The sequence below is a fragment of the Stenotrophomonas sp. YJH_SMC_21 genome (assembly GCF_059369555.1).
Window position 1 is genome coordinate 243,151 of record NZ_JCAFSU010000003.1, and the last position, 18,576, is coordinate 261,726.

The following is an 18,576-nucleotide window of genomic DNA, read 5'->3' on the forward strand; positions in this document are numbered from 1 at the left end:
CGCCGCCGGCTGTGAGCCGGGTGTTGCCGGCGTTGTCGGCAGACCGTGTGCTCAGCCGTTGTCCTGCCGCGCCAGCTGCAGGTCGCGCTGGCGCCGCTTCTCGGCGCGGGCGTTGATGTACCAGCCGATCACCGCGGCGATCGACACCGCCGACACCAGCAGCGTGGCCAACGCGTTGATCTTCGGGCTGATGCCCATGCGCACCGAGGCGAACACCTTCATCGGCAGCGTGGTCGAGCCCGGCGTGGCGACAAAGCTGGCCACCACCACGTCATCCAGCGACAGGGTGAACGCCAGCAGCCAGCCCGCCACCAGCGCCGGCGCGATGATCGGCAGGGTGATGCGGCCGAACACGGTCAGCCGGCTGGCGCCCAGATCCATCGCGGCTTCTTCCAGCGACAGGTCCATTTCCTGCAGCCGCGAGGACACCACCACGGTGACGAAGCACAGGGTGAAGGTGACGTGGGCGATCCAGATGGTGGCCAGGCCGCGTGCCGGGAAGCCGGGAATCGCGCCCATCGAGGCCAGCAGCGCCATCAGCGAGAAGCCCAGGATCACATCCGGCATCACCAGCGGTGCGGTCACCAGCGCGCCGAACAGCGGCTTGCCACGGAAGCGCTTGAAGCGCGTCATCACCATCGCCGCCAGCGTGCCCAGCACGGTGGCGGTACAGGCGGTCCAGAACGCCACCACCAGGCTGGTCCACATCGCATCCATCAGCGCGCGGTCGGCGAACAGGTCGCTGTAGGCACGGGTGGAGAACCCGGCCCAGACCATCGCCAGCCGCGAGCTGTTGAACGAATAGAACATCAACAGCAGGATCGGCAGGTACAGGAAGGCGAAGCCGAGCAGCAGCACGCCCAGCCCCAGGCCCTTTGCGCTACGCGGGCTCATGCCTGCTTCCCTTCCAGCAGGCGCTGCTGGGAACGGTTGAACAGCAGGATCGGCACCAGCAGCAACAGGATCATCGCCACCGCCATCGCCGAGGCGCCCGGCCAGTTGCGGTTGTTGAAGAACTCGTTCCACAGCTGGCGGCCCACCATCAGCGTTTCCGAGCCACCCAGCATTTCCGGGATCACGAATTCACCGATCGCCGGAATCATCACCAGCATGCAGCCGGCGATGATGCCCGCTTTGGACAACGGCAGGGTGATGCGCAGGAACGCCTGCCACGGCTTGGCACCGAGGTCGTAGGCCGCCTCCAGCAGGCGGTGGTCATGCTTGACCAGATTAGCGTACAGCGGCAGCACCATGAACGGCAGATAGCAGTAGACGATGCCGATGTAGGCGGCGGTCGGGGTGTCGATCAGCTGCAGTTTCGGCAGGCCCATCGACGTCATCAGCGTCTGCAGGCCGGTGAACTGCAGGAACTGGTCGAGCAGGCCATTGCGGTCCAGGATCGCCTTCCACGCATACACGCGGATCAGGAACGAGGTCCACGACGGCAGCACCACCAGCATCATCGCCACGTTGCGCGCGGCGGGCGACAGGCGCGCGATGGCATAGGCCATCGGATAGCCGATCAGCAGCGTCAGGAAGGTCGAGATCGCCGCGATCCTGATCGAGCTCAGGAACGCCTGCGCATAGATCGAATCGCGGAACAGCGCCAGGTAGTTTTCCAGGTTCAGCTTCAGCGAGAAACCGCCGTCGGCGTACTGCAGCAGCCAGGTGTACGGCGGCGAGCCGACCCGGCTGAGCGAGAAGCTGATCATCAGCACGATCAGGAACGGCACTGCGAAGAACAGCAGCAGCCACAGGTACGGAATGCCGATCACCGTGGCACGCAGCCCCGGCAGCCAGCGCTTCAGGCCGGCGGTGCTCATGAGGTGAGCACCACGCCGTCGTTGTCGCGCCAGTGCACCCACACCTCGTCGCCCCAGGTGAGGCCATCACTGGCCCAGCGCTGCGAATTGGCGAAGTTGGCCAGTACCTTGGCGCCGCTGGGCAGGCGCACGTGGTAGACCGAATGGCTGCCGAAGTAGGCGATGTCCTCGATCACGCCCTGGGCCTTGTTGGTGTGCCCTTCCGGTTCGTCCTTGCCGATCATCACCTTCTCCGGGCGCAGCGCGAACGCGACCGGCTGCCCTTCATAGCCGGTGATGCCATGGGCGATGTAGATCGGCGCCGGGAACAGCGGCGAGCGTACGGTCACGTACTCCGGCAGGTCCTCGTCGATCACCCCGTCGAACAGGTTGACCGAACCGATGAACTCGGCGACGAAGCGGTTGGCCGGCTGCTCGTAGACCTCGTCCGGCTTGCCGACCTGCTGGATCCAGCCGGCATCCATCACCGCGATGCGGGTGGCCATGGTCATCGCTTCTTCCTGGTCGTGGGTGACCATCACGCAGGTCACGCCCGACGATTCGATGATGCTGACCAGTTCCAGCTGCATCTGCGAGCGCAGCTTCTTGTCCAGCGCGCCCATCGGCTCGTCCAGCAGCAGCAGCTTCGGCCCCTTGGCCAGCGACCGCGCCAGCGCCACGCGCTGCTGCTGGCCGCCGGACAGCTGGTGTGGCTTGCGCTTGCCCAGGTGGCCCATCTGCACCAGGTCGAGCATCTCGCCGACGCGCTTGCTGATCGCGTCCTTGCCCAGGCCATCCTGCTTCAGGCCGAAGGCAATGTTCTGCTCGACCGTCATGTGCGGGAACAGCGCATAGGACTGGAACATCATGTTGACCGGCCGCTGGTACGGCGGCAGCGCGTCCAGGCGCTGGCCATCGAGGGTGATGCTGCCCTTGGTGGGCGTCTCGAAGCCGCCCAGGCAGCGCAGCAGGGTCGATTTGCCACTGCCGGAGCCACCGAGCAGGGCAAAGATCTCGCCCTTGCGCACGTCCAGGTTGACGTCGTCGACGGCGACGAAACCGTCGAATTCCTTGCGCAGGTCACGAATGGAGAGATAGCCGGGCGCACCGGTCGTGTCGACGACGGTGGCTACCGGCTGGGCTTCAACGGGCATGGGGGCTCCGGGAGCGGGCGGTGGACAGCGGCCGCCATTCTAACGGCCGGGGGGCCCAGGGGATATGACGGCGGCAGGCGGAAGCGGCCGCTGGCCGGCTCCGGGGGCCTTAGGAGTGTCGGTTTTCCCCCGCCATGGTGGCCTGCCCGCGCAAAGGCCCGGGCTCCCCGGGACGACCCTGCGGCCGTCCCGGCCAGACACCACAGGCGACGCCTCGATCTGCAACGTTTTTCAGAACCGGATCTGTTGAAGGCCCGGGGCATTCCCCGCGCAATGGCCCTGATCAAGGCCTTGCATGGACCCACACTGGTGATTTCCCCGGACAGCCCCTCTCCTTTCCCGCCCCGCCTGCCGGGCTCCCTGCCTGCAAGGCTGCCGCTGGTCATCATCGGCGCCGGCCAGGCCGGGTTGTCCCTCAGCGCGCTCCTGCAGGAAGCCGGCGTCGAGCATCGCGTGCTGGAGGCCGAAACCGTAGGCGCCAGCTGGCAGCGGCGCTGGGAGTCGTTCCAGACCAACACCGCCAACGCGACGATGGCCCTGCACGGCCATGCCTATGCGGGTGACGACCCGGAAGGCTTCATGGGCGCCCCGGAGGTGATCCGGCACCTCCGCGACTATGCCCACGAGCGTTCCCTGCCGATCAACGAGGGATGCGGGGTGCATCGGGTTGGGCCTGGGCCCGGTGGCTACGCCATCCACAGCAGCCAGGGGCTGATCCATGCCCGCGCAGTGGTGGTCGCCACCGGTGAATACCGCCGCGCACGGATGCCCCGGGTCCCGTTCGCGCCCGCGCCAGGCCTGACCGTGCTGCACTCGGGCGACTACCGCAGTGCCCGCCAGCTGCCCGATGGCGCCGTGCTGGTCATCGGGGGTGGGCAGTCCGGCGCGCAGATCGCCCAGGACCTGCGCGACAGCGGTCGCAGCGTGCACTGGTCACTGGCCCAGCGGCATTCGCATACCCGCCGGCTGCGCGGCAAGGACTCGATGACCTGGTGGGACATGGCCGGGCGCATCCATCAACATGTGAGTGAAGCGGCGGGCGTACTTGCCGGGGAACCGGATGCACTGCGCAAGGCCCGCACCGCGGAGTTCCCGCTTATTTCCGGCAAGGGAAACGGTGGCCTGGGCAGCTCGATCAGCCTGCTGGCGATGCACCGCGCGGGCATCAGGCTGCTGGGCCGGTTGCAGGGCTTCGATGGAAACGTCGCCCGCTTCGCCGATGTGCGCCCGCAGCTGCGTACCGCGATCGAGGCCACGCAGGCCGAGTACGCCTATCTTGATTCGCTGGCCAGCGCGTACTACGCCACGCGTCCCGAGCCACGCACCGACGATGCCCGCCACATTCCGGAGGAGGTCTATCTGCACTGGGAACCGGACGCATCCCCGCGCGAACTGGATCTGCAGGCGGAAGGCATCCGCTCGGTGGTGCTGGCCACCGGCTTCGTCGCCGAATGGCCCTGGCTCGACGTACCGGGCGCGCTGGATTCACATGGCTACCCGCTCGGCGACTTCGGTGTTTCCCCGCAACCGGGGCTGTTCTTCATCGGCATGCACAACCTGCAGCGGATGAGTTCATCGTTCCTGTGCAACGGCGGTCGCGATGCGCGCGACCTGCTGCCTGCCATCCTGCGGCACCTGGGCCGAAGCGGGAGTACCGGCATCGACCCTGGGTAAGGCAGCCGCCGGGCATGACCCGACGGCACCAGGCCGGCTCAACGGCCGGTCTTCACCTCGGTCCACAGCCGGGTGTAGAGCTTGTCGGTCTCCGGCGTGTTGATCGAGTACGTGAACATCTTCGCGGCCACGTCGGCCGGCGGGTAGATGGTCGGGTCGGTACGGATCGCCTCATCCACCAGCGGGGTCGCGGTCGGCACCGGGTTGGCGTAGTGGATGAAGTTGGTGTTGGCCGCGGCAACCTTCGGCTGCAGCAGGTAATTGATGAAGGCGTAAGCGGCCTCCGGATGCTTGGCGTCCTTCGGGATCGCCAGCATGTCGAACCACTGCGGGGCGCCTTCCTTCGGGATCGAATAGGCCACGTGCACGCCATTGCTGGCTTCCTCGGCGCGGTCGCGGGCCTGGATGATGTCACCCGACCAGCCGACCACCAGGCAGGTGCCGCCATTGGCCAGCGAACCCACGTACTGCGAGGAGTGGAAATTCTGCACGTACGGTCGGATCGACTTCAGCAGGTCGGCCGCCTTCTGCAGCTCGGCCGGGTCACCGCTGTGCGGGTCCAGGCCCAGGTAATGCAGCGCGATCGGGATCATGTCGGCCGGCGTGTCCAGGATGGTCACGCCGCAGTCCTTCATCTTGCTGATGTTCTCCGGCTTGAACACCAGGTCCCAGCTGTTGGCGATGTCGGTGCTGCCACCGAAACGCTGCTTCAGCATCTCCACGTTGTAGCCGATGCCGGTGGTGCCGATCATGTACGGCACGCCGTACTGGTTGCCCGGGTCCTGGGTGGCGATGCGCTTCATCACCGCCGGATCGAGATTGGCCAGGTTCGGGATCTTGCTCTTGTCCAGCGGCAGGAACACACCGGCCTGGATCTGGCGACCGAAGAAGTTCAGGGTCGGTACCACCACGTCGTAGCCGCTGTTGCCGGCCAGCAGCTTGGTCTCGACCATCTCATCGCTGTCGAACACATCGTAGGTCACCTTGATGCCGCTCTCCTTCTCGAAGGTCGGGATGGTGTCCTCGGCGATGTAATCGCTGTAGTTGTAGACGTTCAGGACCTGGCTGTCCTGCGCGCCGCCATTGCCACCGCCACAGGCGGCGAGCATGGCGGAGGCCAGGCCGAGCGTGAGGATACGCAGCTTCATCGGGTGCTCCAGAATGCGGGAAGGGGGGCCGGCGGGGCCGGCGACGGGTGCCAGCCTACCCCCCGGCGGCGGATTTTTCTATTCCGGATGCTCAGACGTTCAGCAGCAGGAACTCGCGCTCCCACGAGCTGATGACACGGAAAAAGGTCTCGTATTCCTTGCGCTTCACCGAGATGTAGGCCCGGCAGAAGCGCTCGCCCAGCAGGGCCTGCAGTTCGCTGCACTGCTCCAGCCCATCCAGCGCTTCGCCCAGCGAGCGCGGCAGGTTGTAGCCCAGCTCCTTGGCGCTGCCGGTCACTGGCGCATCCGGTGCCAACCGCTCGCGGATGCCCAGCAGGCCGCAGGCCAGGGTCGCCGCCATCGCCAGGTAGGGGTTGGCGTCGGAACCGGCGAAGCGGCTCTCCACGCGCATGTTTTCCGGCGTGTCCAGCGGCACGCGCAGGCCACAGGTGCGGTTGTCGAAGCCCCAGTGCACGTTGCTCGGCGAGACTTCGCCGAACACCAGCCGGCGGTAGGAATTCACGTTCGGCGCGAAGAACGCCATCGCCTGCGGCGCGTACTTCTGCAGGCCGCCCAGATAGTGGCCGAACACCGGGCTGAACTCGCCTTCGGCATCGGTGTCGCCAGCGAACACATTGCTGCCGTCGCTCACCCGCACCAGGCTCTGGTGGATGTGCATGGCACTGCCCGGCTCGTTCTCCATCGGCTTGGCCAGGAAGGTGGCATACACGCCGTGGCGCATCGCCGCCTCGCGCATGGTGCGCTTGAACAGGAACACCTGATCGGCCAGGTCCATCGCATCGGCATGGGTGAAGTTGACCTCCAGCTGCGCCGCACCGGATTCGTGGATCAGCGTGTCCACATCCAGCTTCATCGCATCGGCGTAGTCGTACATCAGGTCGAGGATCGGGTCGAATTCGTTGACCGCATCGATCGAGTACGACTGCCGCGCGGTTTCCGGGCGCCCGGAGCGGCCGGCCGGTGGCAGCAGCGGGAAGTCCGGGTCGGTGTTCTTCTGCACCAGGAAGAATTCAAGCTCCGGCGCCACCACCGGGCGCAGGCCCAGCTCGGCGTAGGCCGCCAGCACGCGGCGCAGTACGTTGCGTGGCGCCAGCTCGTGCGGCTCACCGTTCTTGGTGTAACAGTCGTGGATGACCTGCGCGGTGGCATCGGCCGCCCACGGCACCATGCGCACCGTGTCCGGATCCGGACGCAGCATCATGTCCGAGTCCGACGGCGAGGTCAGCTCGTAGTAGTCATCAGGGAACTCGCCGGTGACGGTGGTGGCGAAAATGCCTTCGGGCAGCCGCGTACCGTAATCATGCGAGAACTTGTCGGCGGGAATGATCTTGCCGCGCGCGTTGCCGGTGATGTCCGGGACCAGGCATTCGACCTCGGTGATGCGCCGCTCCTTCAGCCAGCGCAGCAGGCTGCTTTCCTGCGGTGCGGGGGGCGTAGCCGTCTTGCGCGGGCGCGTTCGGGAACTCATCGGGAATCCAGTCGGTTCTGTTGGTGCTGCCGGCAAGCTTGGCCGAACGCACGGAAAATAGCGTGATAGAACGGCGAGTCCATGACACGCCACTCCGGGTGCCACTGTACGCCGAGCACGAAACGATGGCGTGGGCTGCGCGCTGCCTCGACCAGTCCATCATCGGCCCTGGCCTCGACCTGCAGCCCGTGTGCCAGTCGGTCGATGCCCTGCCCGTGAACCGAATTGACCTGTGCGCGGTCACCGCCTTGCCACTGCGCCAGCCAGCCATCCGCCGCCAGGGCGACCGCATGGGCCGGCCCGTACTGCACATCAACCGGCGCCTTCGGGTTTTCACGATGATCCGAAAGACCGGGCGCCGCGTGCACCTGCGGATGCAACGTGCCACCCAGCGCAACGTTCAGCTCCTGCAGGCCGCGGCAGATCGCCAGCACCGGCAGGTCCAGCGCCAGCGCCTCGTGCAGCAGCGCGAACGCGTTGGCGTCACGGGCCGGGTCATGCGGATTGCCCGGCCAGCTGCGACCGCCGTCGTAATGCTGCGGTTCGATGTTGCTGACCGCACCGGTCAACAGCAGGCCATCGAGCCCCTGCAGCCAGTCGCCGGCCGGCAGCGGCGGCTGCACGCTCGGCAACAGTACCGGGGTCACCTCGGCGGCCTCGGCCAGCGCGCGCACGTACTTCTCGCCGGCCACCGCGAAACGGTGATGGCCGAGCACGGTGCTGTCGGTGGGCAGGCCCACCCAGGGCAGGCGGCGCATGGGAAAACTCCTTGGCGTGCCGACACGTTACCCGCCGTCCGGCGAAGGCGGCAAGTCGTCGCCGTCACACCATGGCTGTCACGCATCGGCGAAACTACTCGGGTGAATGCTGATCGTCCTCCCCCGCTCTCCTCTCCCGCGCTGCGCCCGCGAGGCCTGCGGTGAGTGCCGCGTTCCCGCCCAGCTGGTATGCCGCCAGCCTGCCCGAACCACCCGCGCTGCCCCCGCTGCAGGGCGAGGTTCAGGCCGATGTGGCAGTGCTTGGTGCGGGCTACACCGGCCTGACCGCGGCCCTGGAACTGGCCTCACGTGGCCAGCGCGTGGTGGTACTGGAGGCGCAGCGGATCGGTTGGGGCGCGTCCGGCCGCAATGGTGGCCAGGCGCTGGTCGGCTACGGCTGCGAGGTGGACGAACTGGAGCGTCAGCTGGGTCGTGATGATGCACGCCACCTGTTCGACTGGTCGCGCGACGCGGTGCAGGCGATGCGCACGCGCATCGATCGCCACCGCATCGACTGCCATTGGGTTGAAGGCCACGCCAGCGTGGCCATCCGTGAACGCCACGAGCGTGACCTGCACGCCAACTGCGAGCACCTGCAACGCCACTACGACTACCCCATGCAGTGGTGGAGCCGTGACGCTCTGCGCGCGCAGCTGGACAGCCCGCGCTACCGCGCCGCGATGTTCGACCCGCTCAGCGCACACCTGCACCCGCTGGCGTATGCACGCGGTCTGGCCGATGCAGCGCGCGCGGCAGGTGTGGTGATCCACGAGAACTCCGCAGTGACCCGCGTGCAACGCGGACCGCAGCCCACCCTGCATACCGCGCAGGGAAGCGTGCGCGCCATGCATCTGGTGGTGGCCGGCAATGCCTGGCTGCAGGGCCTGCTGCCCGAGCTGGAACGGCGGATCATGCCGGTGGGCACCTATATCGGTGCCAGTGAGCCACTGGGCGCCGAACGTGCCCGCGCCCTGATCGGCAACAACATGGCCGTGGCCGACACCGCCTGGGCACTGGACTACTTCCGCCTCAGCCACGACCATCGCCTGCTGTTCGGCGGCCGCGCCAGCTACTCGGCACTGCCCCCGCCCGGCCTGCGCGGGGTGATGCAGCGACGCATGCACGACGTCTTCCCGCAGCTGGCCGACGTTGTGCTGGACCAGGTCTGGGGTGGCTACGTGGACATTACCCGCAACCGCGCCCCGCACTGGGGCCGGCTGGACGGCAACCTGTACTTCGCGCAGGGATTCTCCGGCCATGGGGTGGCCGCCGCCGGACTGGCCGGCGAGGTGATCGCCGCCGCCATTGCCGGCCAGAGCGAGCGTCTGGACGTGTTCCAGCGCCTGCGGCATGCGCCCTTCCCCGGCGGCCGGCTGCTGCGCACGCCCCTGCTGGTGGCGGCGATGTCGTGGTACAAGCTGCGGGATGCGTTGTGGTAGCGGGGCCCTTCCCAGCCACATAATCGGCGCAGGAGCTGGGGAGCACGTGGATGCAGTGGTGGAAGGACGGCCTGCTGGTGAGGATACGGGTCAGCCCCGAAGGGCTGGCGCTGGCGCTGCTCTATGCCCTCGCCTGCTGGGGTGCGCGCAAGCTGTCACTGGACCAGTTCTTCCTGCCTGCCGGCGTGCGGGTGGCCGCGCTGTTGCTGTGCCCGCCCCGTCTTTGGCCCTACCTGCTGATGGGTGAATACGCCTACTTCGCGCATCTGCGCATCCCCCTGATCAGCAAATACAACCTGACCTGGGTAATCCTGGCCTCGGTGTTCCTGATGCCTGCCGTGATGCTGATCGTGCGCCTGCACCGGAAGCTGCTGGCACGCACCACGATCGTCGGCGTGATCTCCATTGCGGTATGCGCCGCGACGGTCATCAGTCTGCTCAACCTGGGAATCTCGTACCTGCTCTGGGAGCCGTTGCAGAACGCGTCATTCATCACCAACGTATTGCGCTATGCGCTGGGCGACTTCACCGGCATCCTGATCCTGGCACCCCTGGCATTGCTGTGGATCCGCCGCGCCGAGGAAAAATGGACAACCGGGTCTGTCGCGGCCACGGTCGCAGCACTCGGCGCCATGCTGGTCATTGGCCTGCAGGCGACGCCGGTACCGGCCTCGATCACGGCCCCCGGCTCGCTGCAGCTGCTGTTGATCCTGCCTATTCCCGCGATCGCCCTGACCTGCCTGCTGGGATGGCGCGGTGCGGCCATCGGTGTCGCCGCCGTCAACATGATTCTTGGCCTCAGCACCCCCGCCGACCATCCGACGGCATTCGACCCGGCTGCCTTCGCTACCCAGCAGGCCATGGCCATCGCCAGCATCGCCCTGCTGTTGCTGGGTGCGCGCATCACCCACTTCCAGAACCAGCACCGGCTGCGCGAGGAAGATGGCAGAGCGGCCCTGCAGCTTGCGCGGAATTCACACCTGGCCAGCGAGATGGACCTGCGCGAACGCGCGGCACACCTGCGCCAGCTGGGGGATGGCATGGACCTGTCGCTGAACGAAATGGTGAACTGGCTGCATGCGCAGGGTCATCACGCCGTGGCCGACAGCCTGCGGCATACCTCGGAGGTGCATTCGCGCCTGTTCCGGGCCCAGGCCAGCATGATCTATCCCGCCGCCCTGGAACAGCTGGGCCTGTACGTGGCGTTGCAGGCTGGCGGGGTGCGCGAGGCATGGAATGCTACGCATCGCATCGGCCAGCCGAGGTTGAAGGGTGACCCCTGCGCACTCGGGGTCGGCCTGCAGCTTGCTGCCTATCGACTCGTTGTCGATGCGGTCTCGCTTCTATTGAAGTGCGAGTGTGGACAGATCTCGGTCAGTATCCGCTGCGGAAGCTCCTTCCGGAAGCGTGGTGCCTTCATCTGCGTGGCTCTTCTGGACCGCCACGCATCACTGGGAAGCCGTGCAAAGGCGCTGGCAAACGAGCAGCTGCTGGGCCGAGTGCTCGCACACGCTGGCTACATGGACCTGAGTGGCAACAGGCTCAGGATGGTGTTGACCGAAGCACGGGACGCTCCCCGCCAGGCAGGCGCTGCTGAAGCCTTGAGGGAAAGCACACGCTCCATGGACGCTGGCGCCCCCCGGGCCGCGATCTGACTATCCCGGTGAAAGGAGCTGCAGATAATTGCGCGAAAGTGATCTTTGGTCGGCGCCGAACCCACCCCGTCAGGATCTGGCGCCGGCGTGCAATTGCGCCCCCCTGCTTCCATCGATACTGTCATCCAATGGCGCGTCATGGCCCGTTCAAGCAACCCGCACGGCCGCTGCCATGTCACGAGCAAGGGAGGCTCGGGTTTGGACCGATTCAAGAAGGCAGTTGAACTGAGCTTCCGTATCCGGCCAGCCGGCATCGCACTCGCGGCCGTCTATGCGCTGAGCTGCCTCGGCTCGCGTCAGTTTTCGCTGGATCAGTTCTTCCTGCCGGCGGGCATCCGCGCAGCGGCACTGCTGATCGTCCCGACCCGCCTGTGGCCCTACCTGCTGCTGGGCGAGTACGCGTACTTTGCAACGCTGCGCATCCCCATGATCGACACCTACGGCCTGGATTGGGTCATCCTGGCTTCGACGCTGCTGATGCCGATGGCGATGCTGGTGGTCTACCTGCATCGGATGAGAATGCCGTCCGAAGCAGCAACCGGTCTGTGGCTGCTGTCGCTGTCATTCTGCACAGCGTTGTTCGTCCCGGGTCTCAACCTGGGCATTTCATATGTCCTATGGTCGAACCCACCACCCAGCAACCTGCTGGACGCGGTCGACCGGACGATCTTTGGCCACTTCGCCGCCATCATCACCCTGGTACCGTTGGCATTCCTCTGGTCGCGGCGGCAGGCCGACCCCGGTTGGACAGACCGTTTCGTCGCCCCTACCGCCTCGGCGATCCTGGTGATGCTGGTGCTGGGCCTGTGCATGCAATTGACACGCGCCGACGCCCACACGACGCGGACACACATGGTGCTGCTGGCCGCCCTGCCCGCCATCGCCCTGACCTTCATGCACGGGTGGCGCGGCGCAGCCATCGCGATTCCGTTGTTGAACCTCCCCCTGCACGGCGCAACGCCCAGCACTGGCCTGCCTTCCTCGTTCGACCTGGGCACGTTCGCCACCCAACAGAACATGGCGGTGATGAGTGTCGCACTGCTGGCACTCGGTTCCAGCATCAGCTATCACCATCAGCGCGCCCGGTCCCGCGGCCTGGCCGAGGCAACCACGCTGCGCCTGGCACGCGGCTCACTTCAGACCAGCGAGCGTGAGCTGCGTGAACGGGCCGTCCACCTGAAGCACCTGGGCGAGGGCATGGACAATTCGCTCAGCGAGATGGTCAGCTGGCTGAAGTCCCAAGGCCACCATGCGGTCGCAAACAGCCTGCAGCACGCGTCGTCGGTACATTCACGGCTGTTTCGCGAACAGGCCAGCCTGGTCTATCCCACCGGACTGGAGCAGGTCGGGCTCTACATCGCGCTGCAAGCCGGCGGAGCATGCGAAATCTGGAACAACACGCATCGCGTCATTCCACCCAGGCTGGCGGGCAATCCCTGCCTGCTGACCGTGGATCTGCAACTGGCCATCTATCGCTCGCTGATCGAGGCGGTTTCACTTCTGCTGGAACTGGAAACCGGGCAGGTCTGCGTGCGCGCCCGAAGCGGTCGGGCAGGCAAGCATCGCGGCATTGTTGCCGTGGTGAGCCTGCTCGACCGTGGTTGCCCGCTTTCCACGCGTACCACCCAACAGGCCGTCGAGCGCCTGGCCGGACGGATGCTTGCCTACGGCGGAACGGTCCACTGCCGCGGCAATCGGCTGCGGCTGGTCCTGCATGAACCGATCACCCACGCGTCGCCAGCGGCGGCCTGACGCGTAATCTGGCCCGGCGCGCAACGTTCGCCGCTAAAGTTACACCCGAAACCGCCGTTATCCGTGCCGAGCCCCTCCCTCGTGAGCCACCGCATCATGCCCGTCCTGCCGCAGGCCGCCGTCGATGGCGACCTGGCCGATCCGCTGCCGCAGCGGATCCTGCTGGTCGAAAACTCCCGCGCCTTCACCGGCATGCTGCGCGAGGCCATCGAGCAGCGCCTGGAACTGCCGGTGGTGATCGCCTCCACCCTGGCCGAGGCCGACCGCCTGCTGAGCGAAGGTGGCGGCTGGTTCCTGGTACTGACCGGGCTGGTCCTGGCCGATGGCGACCGCGACGCGGTGGTCGAGTTCTTCCTCAAGCGCGACCTGCCCACCGTGGTGGTCAGCGGCGTCTACGACGAGGACCTGCGCAAGCGCGTGCTGCAGCAGCAGATCATCGACTACGTGCTGAAGAACACTCCCGGCAGCATCGATTACCTGGTGTGGCTGGTCCAGCGGCTGGAGCGCAACCGGCGCATCGCCGCGCTGGTAGTGGACGACTCACCGTCCGCGCGCGGTTACGCCGCAGCCTTGCTGCGCATGTACGGCCATGAGGTGCACGAAGCGGCCGATGGCAACGAAGGCCTGGCCGCGATCGAGGCGCATCCGGCGATCCGCCTCGCCGTGGTCGACCAGGAAATGCCGGGCATGCAGGGCGTGGAGTTCACCCGCCGCCTGCGCACCCTGCGCTCGCGCGACAAGGTGGCGGTGATCGGCATCTCCGGCAATACCGATGCATCGTTGATTCCGCGCTTCCTGAAGAACGGCGCCAACGATTTCCTGCGCAAGCCGTTCTCGCGCGAGGAATTCTTCTGCCGGGTCTCGCAGAATGTGGACCAGCTGGAGCTGATCGGCACCCTGCAGGACCTGGCCACCCGCGATTTCCTCACCGGCCTGCCCAACCGCCGCTGCTTCCTGGAGCAGAGCCAGCGCCAGCTGCCGCAGCTGCAGCTGCACGGCCAGTGCGTGGCGGTGGCGATGATCGACATCGACCACTTCAAGCACATCAATGACACCCATGGCCACGAAGCCGGCGACGATGCGCTGCGCGCGGTGGCCGGCGCGGTGGCCACGCATGCACGCAGCCACGACCTGATCGCGCGCTTCGGCGGCGAGGAATTCTGCCTGCTGGTGCCGGACATGGAGCAGGACGAGGCGCTGCTGTACTTCGAGGAGCTGCGCCAGCGCATCGCCGCGCTGGAGGTGGACATCGGCACCGCCACGCTGCGCATGACGGTCAGCATAGGGCTGTGCTGCCTGCGCCCGCAGCGCGATGCACTGCACCGGCTGATCTCCGAAGCCGACCGCCAGCTGTACCTGGCCAAGGCCGGTGGCCGCAACCGGGTCAGCTGCACCACGGTCGCCAGCCCGCTGCGCCCACGCGAGCCGGCGCTGCCCTGACCGGTACGCTTTGATCCAGATCAACGCCGCCCGCGCAGGGCGGCTCTACAGTCGGCCCCGACATACGCATGAAGGGGAGCCGGGGATGGCACTACTGGTCTGGCAGGACGATCTGAACATCGGCATCGATGTGATCGACCAACAACACCGCCGCATCATCGAAATGCTCAACCACCTGCACGTGGCCCAGGCCAGCATGCAGCGTGCCGCAGTGGGTGAAGTGATCGACGAGGTGGTGGACTACACCATGTCGCACTTCGCGTTCGAGGAAGAGCTGATGGAGGAAGCGGGCTACCCGTTCTGTGCCGCGCACAAACGCGTGCATGAGGTCTTCATCAAGCGTGTCTCGGAGTACCGCATGCGCTTCCAGGCCGGCGAGGACATCAGTGACGAGCTGCGCACCATGCTCTCGCGCTGGCTGTTCAACCACATCCGTGGCGACGACCAGGCCTATGCCGAACAGGTCAAGGCGCACCTGAACCAGTTCGCCCGCGAACACCAGGGCGGCGGCTGGCTGGGTCGCACGCTCAAGCGCTTCTTTGGTTGAGCCGCAGCGCGCGCCGATGCAGTGCCACCAGCGCGCACAGGGTGGCCACCGCGGTCAGGCACAGGTAGTAACCCACCGCAACCAGGCCGAAGCGCTCGGCCAGCCAAGTGGCCAGGTACGGCGCCGGTGCCGCACCGAGGATGCCGGCCAGATTGAAGGACAGCGAGGCACCTGTGTAGCGCACCTCCACCGGGTAGATCTCGGCCAGGAAGGTACCGCAGGGGCCGTAGGTCAGCCCCATCAGGAACAGGCCCAGGCACAGGAAGGCGGTGACCAGCCACGGGCTGTGCGGCTGGAACAACGGTGCGAACAGTACGCCGAAGCCGACGATCAGTACGCTGGCAACAATCATCGTGCGCCGCGTGCCCCAACGGTCGCCATAGCGCGCCGACAGCGGGATGCCCAGCGCGAAGAACAGCATGCCGGCCATCTGCATCAGCAGGAACTGCTCGCGGCTGTAGCCCAGCACCGCGGTGCCATGGCCGAGACTGAACACCGTCATCAGGTAGAACAGCACGAAGGTGGCGAACGCACCCAGCGTGCCGAGCAGCATCGGTACCGGGTGGTCACGCAGTACCGTCCACATCGGCAACCGCACCGGCGCCCTGCGCTCCAGCGCCTTCTTGAAGTCCGGCGTCTCGTGGATGTTCAGGCGCACCCACAGGCCAAGGCCGACCAGCAGCGCGCTGGCCACGAACGGAATGCGCCAGCCCCACTGCAGGAAGTCGTTCTGGCTCAGGCAGCGGCCGAGCACGAGGAAAATGCCGGCCGACAGCAGGAAGCCGAGCGGCGCACCCAGCTGCGGGAACATGCCGTACCAGGCGCGCTTGCCCGGCGGCGCATTCTCGGTGGCCAGCAGCACCGCCCCACCCCACTCGCCGCCCAGCCCAAGGCCCTGGCCGAAACGGCATAGCGCCAGCAGCGCCGGCGCCCACAGCCCGATCTGCGCATGGGTCGGCAGCAGGCCGATCAGCACCGTGGACAGGCCCATGGTCAGCAGCGCGGCGACCAGGGTGGCCTTGCGGCCGATGCGGTCGCCGAAATGGCCGAACACCGCCGAGCCGACCGGACGCGCGATGAACGCCACCGCGAAGGTCGCCAGTGACTGCAGCAGGGCCGCCTGCTCACTACTGTCCGGAAAGAACAGGTGCGGGAACACCAGCACGGCGGCCGTGGCGTAGATATAGAAATCGAAGAATTCGATGGTGGTGCCGATCAGGCTGGCCAGCAGGACACGACGGGGGGAGTTCACGGGCGGCGCGGCAGCAGTGATCGTCGACATCGGCAACACGGGTAACGGCGGATCGCCCGATTCTGCCACGGGCCGATGGCCGCACGGGACGATGGTTTCAGCCGACACCGATGCCAACGGAATTTTTCCGGCCGCCGGCTAGGCTGCGCCACCGGTCCCTGCATGGATGCCTTGCCCATGGCTGCAGTTGCGTTGTCATGCTCTGATTCGCCGAAGCTGCCGCGGATGGCGGCATGGCTGGTGGTACTGCTGGTGCATGGCGGGCTCGTTCTGTGGCTGCTGGACAGCGGCCGGATCGAACTGCGTAGCGGTGAGGGCCCGCGGATCTCGCTGCATTGGCTGCCACCGGAACCGCCGGCGCCGGTACCTCAACAGCCCGCCTTGCCCTCCGCAAAGATGACGCGTCCGGCCGCATCGATGATGCCCCGCCCTGCCCCGGTTGCACAGGCAGAGAGCGCCCTGCCTGCCGCGGGGAACGTGGCTGCAGTGGCGCCACTGATCCTGAGCCTGCCTGCGGGCAGCATCGACGCTGGTGACGGCATCAGCGCAGCTGGCGTGGCGCCGCGCCTGATCGGTCGGCGCGAGGTCCATCCTGCGTTCGGGCCTCGCCGCAATTACTTCCGGATCCGTCGGCAGATGAGCCCCGAGCAGATCGTGCATGGCGTTGCGCAACTGCTGGGGCTTTGGCCGCCGGGATACATCGTCGACCCGTGCGAACTGGGTAAACAGGACATGGACTATTTCCAGAACGCGGTCGAAGAAGCCGACCGCGACATGCTGCGCGCGGCAGTGCTGCAGGTGAGTGCCCGCTGCCGGTAGCTCGACGGCTGTCTGCCTTCTGTAGAGTCGAGCAAGGCTCGACTGCTCTTCGCGAGAAGCAGTCGAGCAGGGCTCGACGCTACAAAGAACGAACAGCGGTCAAGCAGCCACGTCGTTACAGCTGGATCCAGGTGGCCTTGATCTCGCTGTACTTGTCGAACGCATGCAGTGACTTGTCGCGCCCATTGCCGGACTGCTTGTAGCCACCGAACGGTGCGGTCATGTCGCCACCATCCCAGCCGTTCACCCACACGCTGCCGGCGCGCAGCTGGCGTGCGACACGATGGGCGCGGCCGAGGTCACGTGTCCACAGGCCCGCCGCCAACCCATAGCGGCTGTCATTGGCCACGCGCACTGCCTCCGCTTCATCCTCGAAACCAAGTACCGCCAGCACCGGGCCGAACACCTCCTCGCGTGCCAACGCGTGGTCCGGACGCACCTGGTCGAACACCGTGGGCTGCACATAGCAGCCGCCGGCCTCCACCTCGGCCCGATGGCCGCCGAGCAGCAGGCGGGCGCCCTCGCCTTCGGCCCGTGCGATATCGGCCAGCACCTTGTCCACGTGCGCGGCATCGACCAGCGCGCCCATCGGTGCATCGGCCTCCAGTGGATGCTGCGGCTGCATATGCTGGCCGTAGGCAATCACCTGGTGCACGAAGTCCTCACGGATCGAGCGCTGCACCAGCAGCCGCGAGCCGGCGGTGCAGACTTCGCCCTGGTTGAAGAAGATGCCCTGCGCCACGGCCTTGGCCGCTGCGTCCAGGTCCGGTGCGTCGGCGAACACCAGGTGCGGGCTTTTGCCACCGCATTCCAGCCAGACCCGCTTGAGGTTGGACCGTCCCGCATGCTCCAGCAGCTTCGCGCCGGTGGCGGTGGAACCGGTGAAGGCCAGCACGTCCACATCCATGTGCAGCGCCAACGGTTCACCGACGCGCGTACCGTGGCCTGGCAATACGTTCAGCACGCCGTCCGGCAGGCCCGCCTCAGCGGCCAGCGCGGCCAATCGCAACGCACTCAAGGGCGACCGCTCGGAAGGCTTGAGCACCACCGAATTGCCCATGGCCAGCGCAGGCGCGATCTTCCAGCAGGCCATCAGCAACGGAAAGTTCCATGGCACGATCGCTGCGACCACGCCGGCTGGCTCGCGCGTGACCAGGCCCAGCTCGTGTGGGCCAGTCGGTGCGACTTCGCCGTACAGCTTGTCCACCGCTTCGGCGGTCCAGCGCAGGCAGCGCACCACGCCGGGCAGGTCGATACGGCGTGCGTCGCGCACCGGCTTGCCCATGTCCAGGGTTTCCAGCAGGGCCAACTCATCAGCGTGCTTTTCCACCAATGCCGCCAAGGCCAGCAACACCCGCTTGCGATGGGCCGGGCTGGCCTCTGACCAGTGGCCCGCATCGAAGGCACGCCGCGCCGACCGAACTGCGCGCTCTACGTCCTCTGCATCGCAGTCGGCGACCACCCCCAGCACGCGCCCATCAATCGGGCTGATGCAGTCGAAGCGCGCGCCGCTGGCAGCGTCGGTGTAACGACCATCAATGAAGGCCTGTGCGGGTATCGAAAGCTGCTGGGCCAGCACCTGCCAGTGGCTGCGGTCGGGAAAGTCGGCCATGTCGGGCTCCTCGGAACAGTTTCCCCGGTTATACC

The 18,576-nt window shown here is 66.8% G+C and carries 15 protein-coding genes; 7 read left to right on the forward strand and 8 right to left on the reverse strand.

All coding sequences use genetic code 11. From position 1 onward, the window contains the following. Window positions 1-51: 51 nt before the first annotated feature. From AC5P67_RS06730 to AC5P67_RS06740, 3 genes are read right to left on the reverse strand one after another with little or no spacing between them, the layout of a single operon-like run. On the reverse strand, window positions 52-894 hold the full coding sequence (locus AC5P67_RS06730; protein ID WP_005408823.1) for an ABC transporter permease subunit: 843 nt from the start codon (window positions 892-894) through the stop codon (window positions 52-54). After that, window positions 891-1,823, reverse strand: coding sequence for an ABC transporter permease subunit (locus AC5P67_RS06735; protein WP_005408822.1), 933 nt, complete (start codon window positions 1,821-1,823; stop codon window positions 891-893). The genes AC5P67_RS06730 and AC5P67_RS06735 overlap by 4 nt, the downstream gene beginning before the upstream one ends. Beyond that, window positions 1,820-2,956, reverse strand: coding sequence for an ABC transporter ATP-binding protein (locus AC5P67_RS06740; RefSeq protein ID WP_032130239.1), 1,137 nt, complete (start codon window positions 2,954-2,956; stop codon window positions 1,820-1,822). The genes AC5P67_RS06735 and AC5P67_RS06740 overlap by 4 nt, the downstream gene beginning before the upstream one ends. 273 nt (window positions 2,957-3,229) lie before the next feature. Here AC5P67_RS06740 and AC5P67_RS06745 point away from each other — a divergent pair, with 273 nt between their 5' ends. Further along, the gene (locus AC5P67_RS06745) at window positions 3,230-4,630 is read left to right on the forward strand and encodes a flavin-containing monooxygenase (protein ID WP_111189464.1); all 1,401 of its coding nucleotides are present in this window, start codon (window positions 3,230-3,232) and stop codon (window positions 4,628-4,630) included. A 38-nt stretch (window positions 4,631-4,668) separates the two neighbouring features. Here AC5P67_RS06745 and AC5P67_RS06750 read toward each other — a convergent pair whose 3' ends face one another. The 3 genes from AC5P67_RS06750 to AC5P67_RS06760 all read right to left on the reverse strand — a co-directional run bounded on the left by AC5P67_RS06750 (window position 4,669) and on the right by AC5P67_RS06760 (window position 8,025). Beyond that, window positions 4,669-5,778, reverse strand: a complete 1,110-nt coding sequence (locus tag AC5P67_RS06750; protein ID WP_005408819.1) for a polyamine ABC transporter substrate-binding protein — start codon at window positions 5,776-5,778, stop codon at window positions 4,669-4,671. Window positions 5,779-5,869: 91 nt separating this feature from the next. Next, a complete protein-coding gene (locus tag AC5P67_RS06755; RefSeq protein WP_005408818.1) occupies window positions 5,870-7,267 on the reverse strand; it encodes a glutamine synthetase family protein in 1,398 nt (465 codons plus the stop codon). Then, complete coding sequence (locus AC5P67_RS06760; protein ID WP_043034384.1) at window positions 7,264-8,025, reverse strand: gamma-glutamyl-gamma-aminobutyrate hydrolase family protein; 762 nt, start codon at window positions 8,023-8,025, stop codon at window positions 7,264-7,266. The genes AC5P67_RS06755 and AC5P67_RS06760 overlap by 4 nt, the downstream gene beginning before the upstream one ends. A gap of 161 nt (window positions 8,026-8,186) precedes the next feature. Between AC5P67_RS06760 and AC5P67_RS06765 the strand changes: the two genes are divergently transcribed. From AC5P67_RS06765 to AC5P67_RS06785, 5 genes are all read left to right on the forward strand, one after another. Beyond that, a complete protein-coding gene (locus AC5P67_RS06765; protein WP_043034385.1) occupies window positions 8,187-9,464 on the forward strand; it encodes an NAD(P)/FAD-dependent oxidoreductase in 1,278 nt (425 codons plus the stop codon). A 50-nt stretch (window positions 9,465-9,514) separates the two neighbouring features. Then, window positions 9,515-11,119 carry an MASE1 domain-containing protein gene (locus tag AC5P67_RS06770; RefSeq protein WP_329754539.1) on the forward strand — a complete coding sequence of 535 codons (1,605 nt, stop codon included), beginning with the start codon at window positions 9,515-9,517 and terminating at the stop codon, window positions 11,117-11,119. Between the two features lie 198 nt (window positions 11,120-11,317). After that, window positions 11,318-12,871, forward strand: a complete 1,554-nt coding sequence (locus tag AC5P67_RS06775) for an MASE1 domain-containing protein (protein ID WP_043034387.1) — start codon at window positions 11,318-11,320, stop codon at window positions 12,869-12,871. 96 nt (window positions 12,872-12,967) lie between these two features. Beyond that, window positions 12,968-14,311 (forward strand): diguanylate cyclase, encoded by a 1,344-nt coding sequence (locus AC5P67_RS06780; RefSeq protein ID WP_005408813.1) that lies wholly within the window; start codon window positions 12,968-12,970, stop codon window positions 14,309-14,311. A gap of 85 nt (window positions 14,312-14,396) precedes the next feature. Beyond that, complete coding sequence (locus AC5P67_RS06785; RefSeq protein WP_004151683.1) at window positions 14,397-14,858, forward strand: bacteriohemerythrin; 462 nt, start codon at window positions 14,397-14,399, stop codon at window positions 14,856-14,858. Here AC5P67_RS06785 and AC5P67_RS06790 read toward each other — a convergent pair. After that, window positions 14,839-16,131: an MFS transporter gene (locus AC5P67_RS06790; protein WP_181453869.1), complete on the reverse strand. Its 1,293-nt coding sequence runs from the start codon at window positions 16,129-16,131 to the stop codon at window positions 14,839-14,841. The genes AC5P67_RS06785 and AC5P67_RS06790 overlap by 20 nt on opposite strands. 156 nt (window positions 16,132-16,287) lie before the next feature. Between AC5P67_RS06790 and AC5P67_RS06795 the strand changes: the two genes are divergently transcribed. Beyond that, window positions 16,288-16,929 carry a hypothetical protein gene (locus AC5P67_RS06795; protein ID WP_111189461.1) on the forward strand — a complete coding sequence of 214 codons (642 nt, stop codon included), beginning with the start codon at window positions 16,288-16,290 and terminating at the stop codon, window positions 16,927-16,929. Between the two features lie 115 nt (window positions 16,930-17,044). Here the strand turns inward: AC5P67_RS06795 and AC5P67_RS06800 are convergent, their stop codons facing one another. Beyond that, entirely contained in the window at window positions 17,045-18,541 is a 1,497-nt protein-coding gene (locus tag AC5P67_RS06800; RefSeq protein ID WP_024958722.1) for an aldehyde dehydrogenase, read from the reverse strand. Between the last annotated feature and the right edge of the window lie 35 nt (window positions 18,542-18,576).

Excerpts from the sequence above, each read along its gene's own strand:
- AC5P67_RS06770 (WP_329754539.1), top strand. The coding sequence starts at position 9,515 with ATGCAGTGGTGGAAGGACGGCCTGCTGGTGAGGATACGGGTCAGCCCC.
- AC5P67_RS06800 (WP_024958722.1), bottom strand. The coding sequence starts at position 18,541 with ATGGCCGACTTTCCCGACCGCAGCCACTGGCAGGTGCTGGCCCAGCAG.
- AC5P67_RS06750 (WP_005408819.1), bottom strand. The coding sequence starts at position 5,778 with ATGAAGCTGCGTATCCTCACGCTCGGCCTGGCCTCCGCCATGCTCGCC.
- AC5P67_RS06730 (WP_005408823.1), bottom strand. The coding sequence starts at position 894 with ATGAGCCCGCGTAGCGCAAAGGGCCTGGGGCTGGGCGTGCTGCTGCTC.
- AC5P67_RS06760 (WP_043034384.1), bottom strand. The coding sequence starts at position 8,025 with ATGCGCCGCCTGCCCTGGGTGGGCCTGCCCACCGACAGCACCGTGCTC.
- AC5P67_RS06740 (WP_032130239.1), bottom strand. The coding sequence starts at position 2,956 with ATGCCCGTTGAAGCCCAGCCGGTAGCCACCGTCGTCGACACGACCGGT.
- AC5P67_RS06735 (WP_005408822.1), bottom strand. The coding sequence starts at position 1,823 with ATGAGCACCGCCGGCCTGAAGCGCTGGCTGCCGGGGCTGCGTGCCACG.
- AC5P67_RS06755 (WP_005408818.1), bottom strand. The coding sequence starts at position 7,267 with ATGAGTTCCCGAACGCGCCCGCGCAAGACGGCTACGCCCCCCGCACCG.
- AC5P67_RS06745 (WP_111189464.1), top strand. The coding sequence starts at position 3,230 with ATGGCCCTGATCAAGGCCTTGCATGGACCCACACTGGTGATTTCCCCG.
- AC5P67_RS06780 (WP_005408813.1), top strand. The coding sequence starts at position 12,968 with ATGCCCGTCCTGCCGCAGGCCGCCGTCGATGGCGACCTGGCCGATCCG.
- AC5P67_RS06785 (WP_004151683.1), top strand. The coding sequence starts at position 14,397 with ATGGCACTACTGGTCTGGCAGGACGATCTGAACATCGGCATCGATGTG.
- AC5P67_RS06795 (WP_111189461.1), top strand. The coding sequence starts at position 16,288 with ATGGCTGCAGTTGCGTTGTCATGCTCTGATTCGCCGAAGCTGCCGCGG.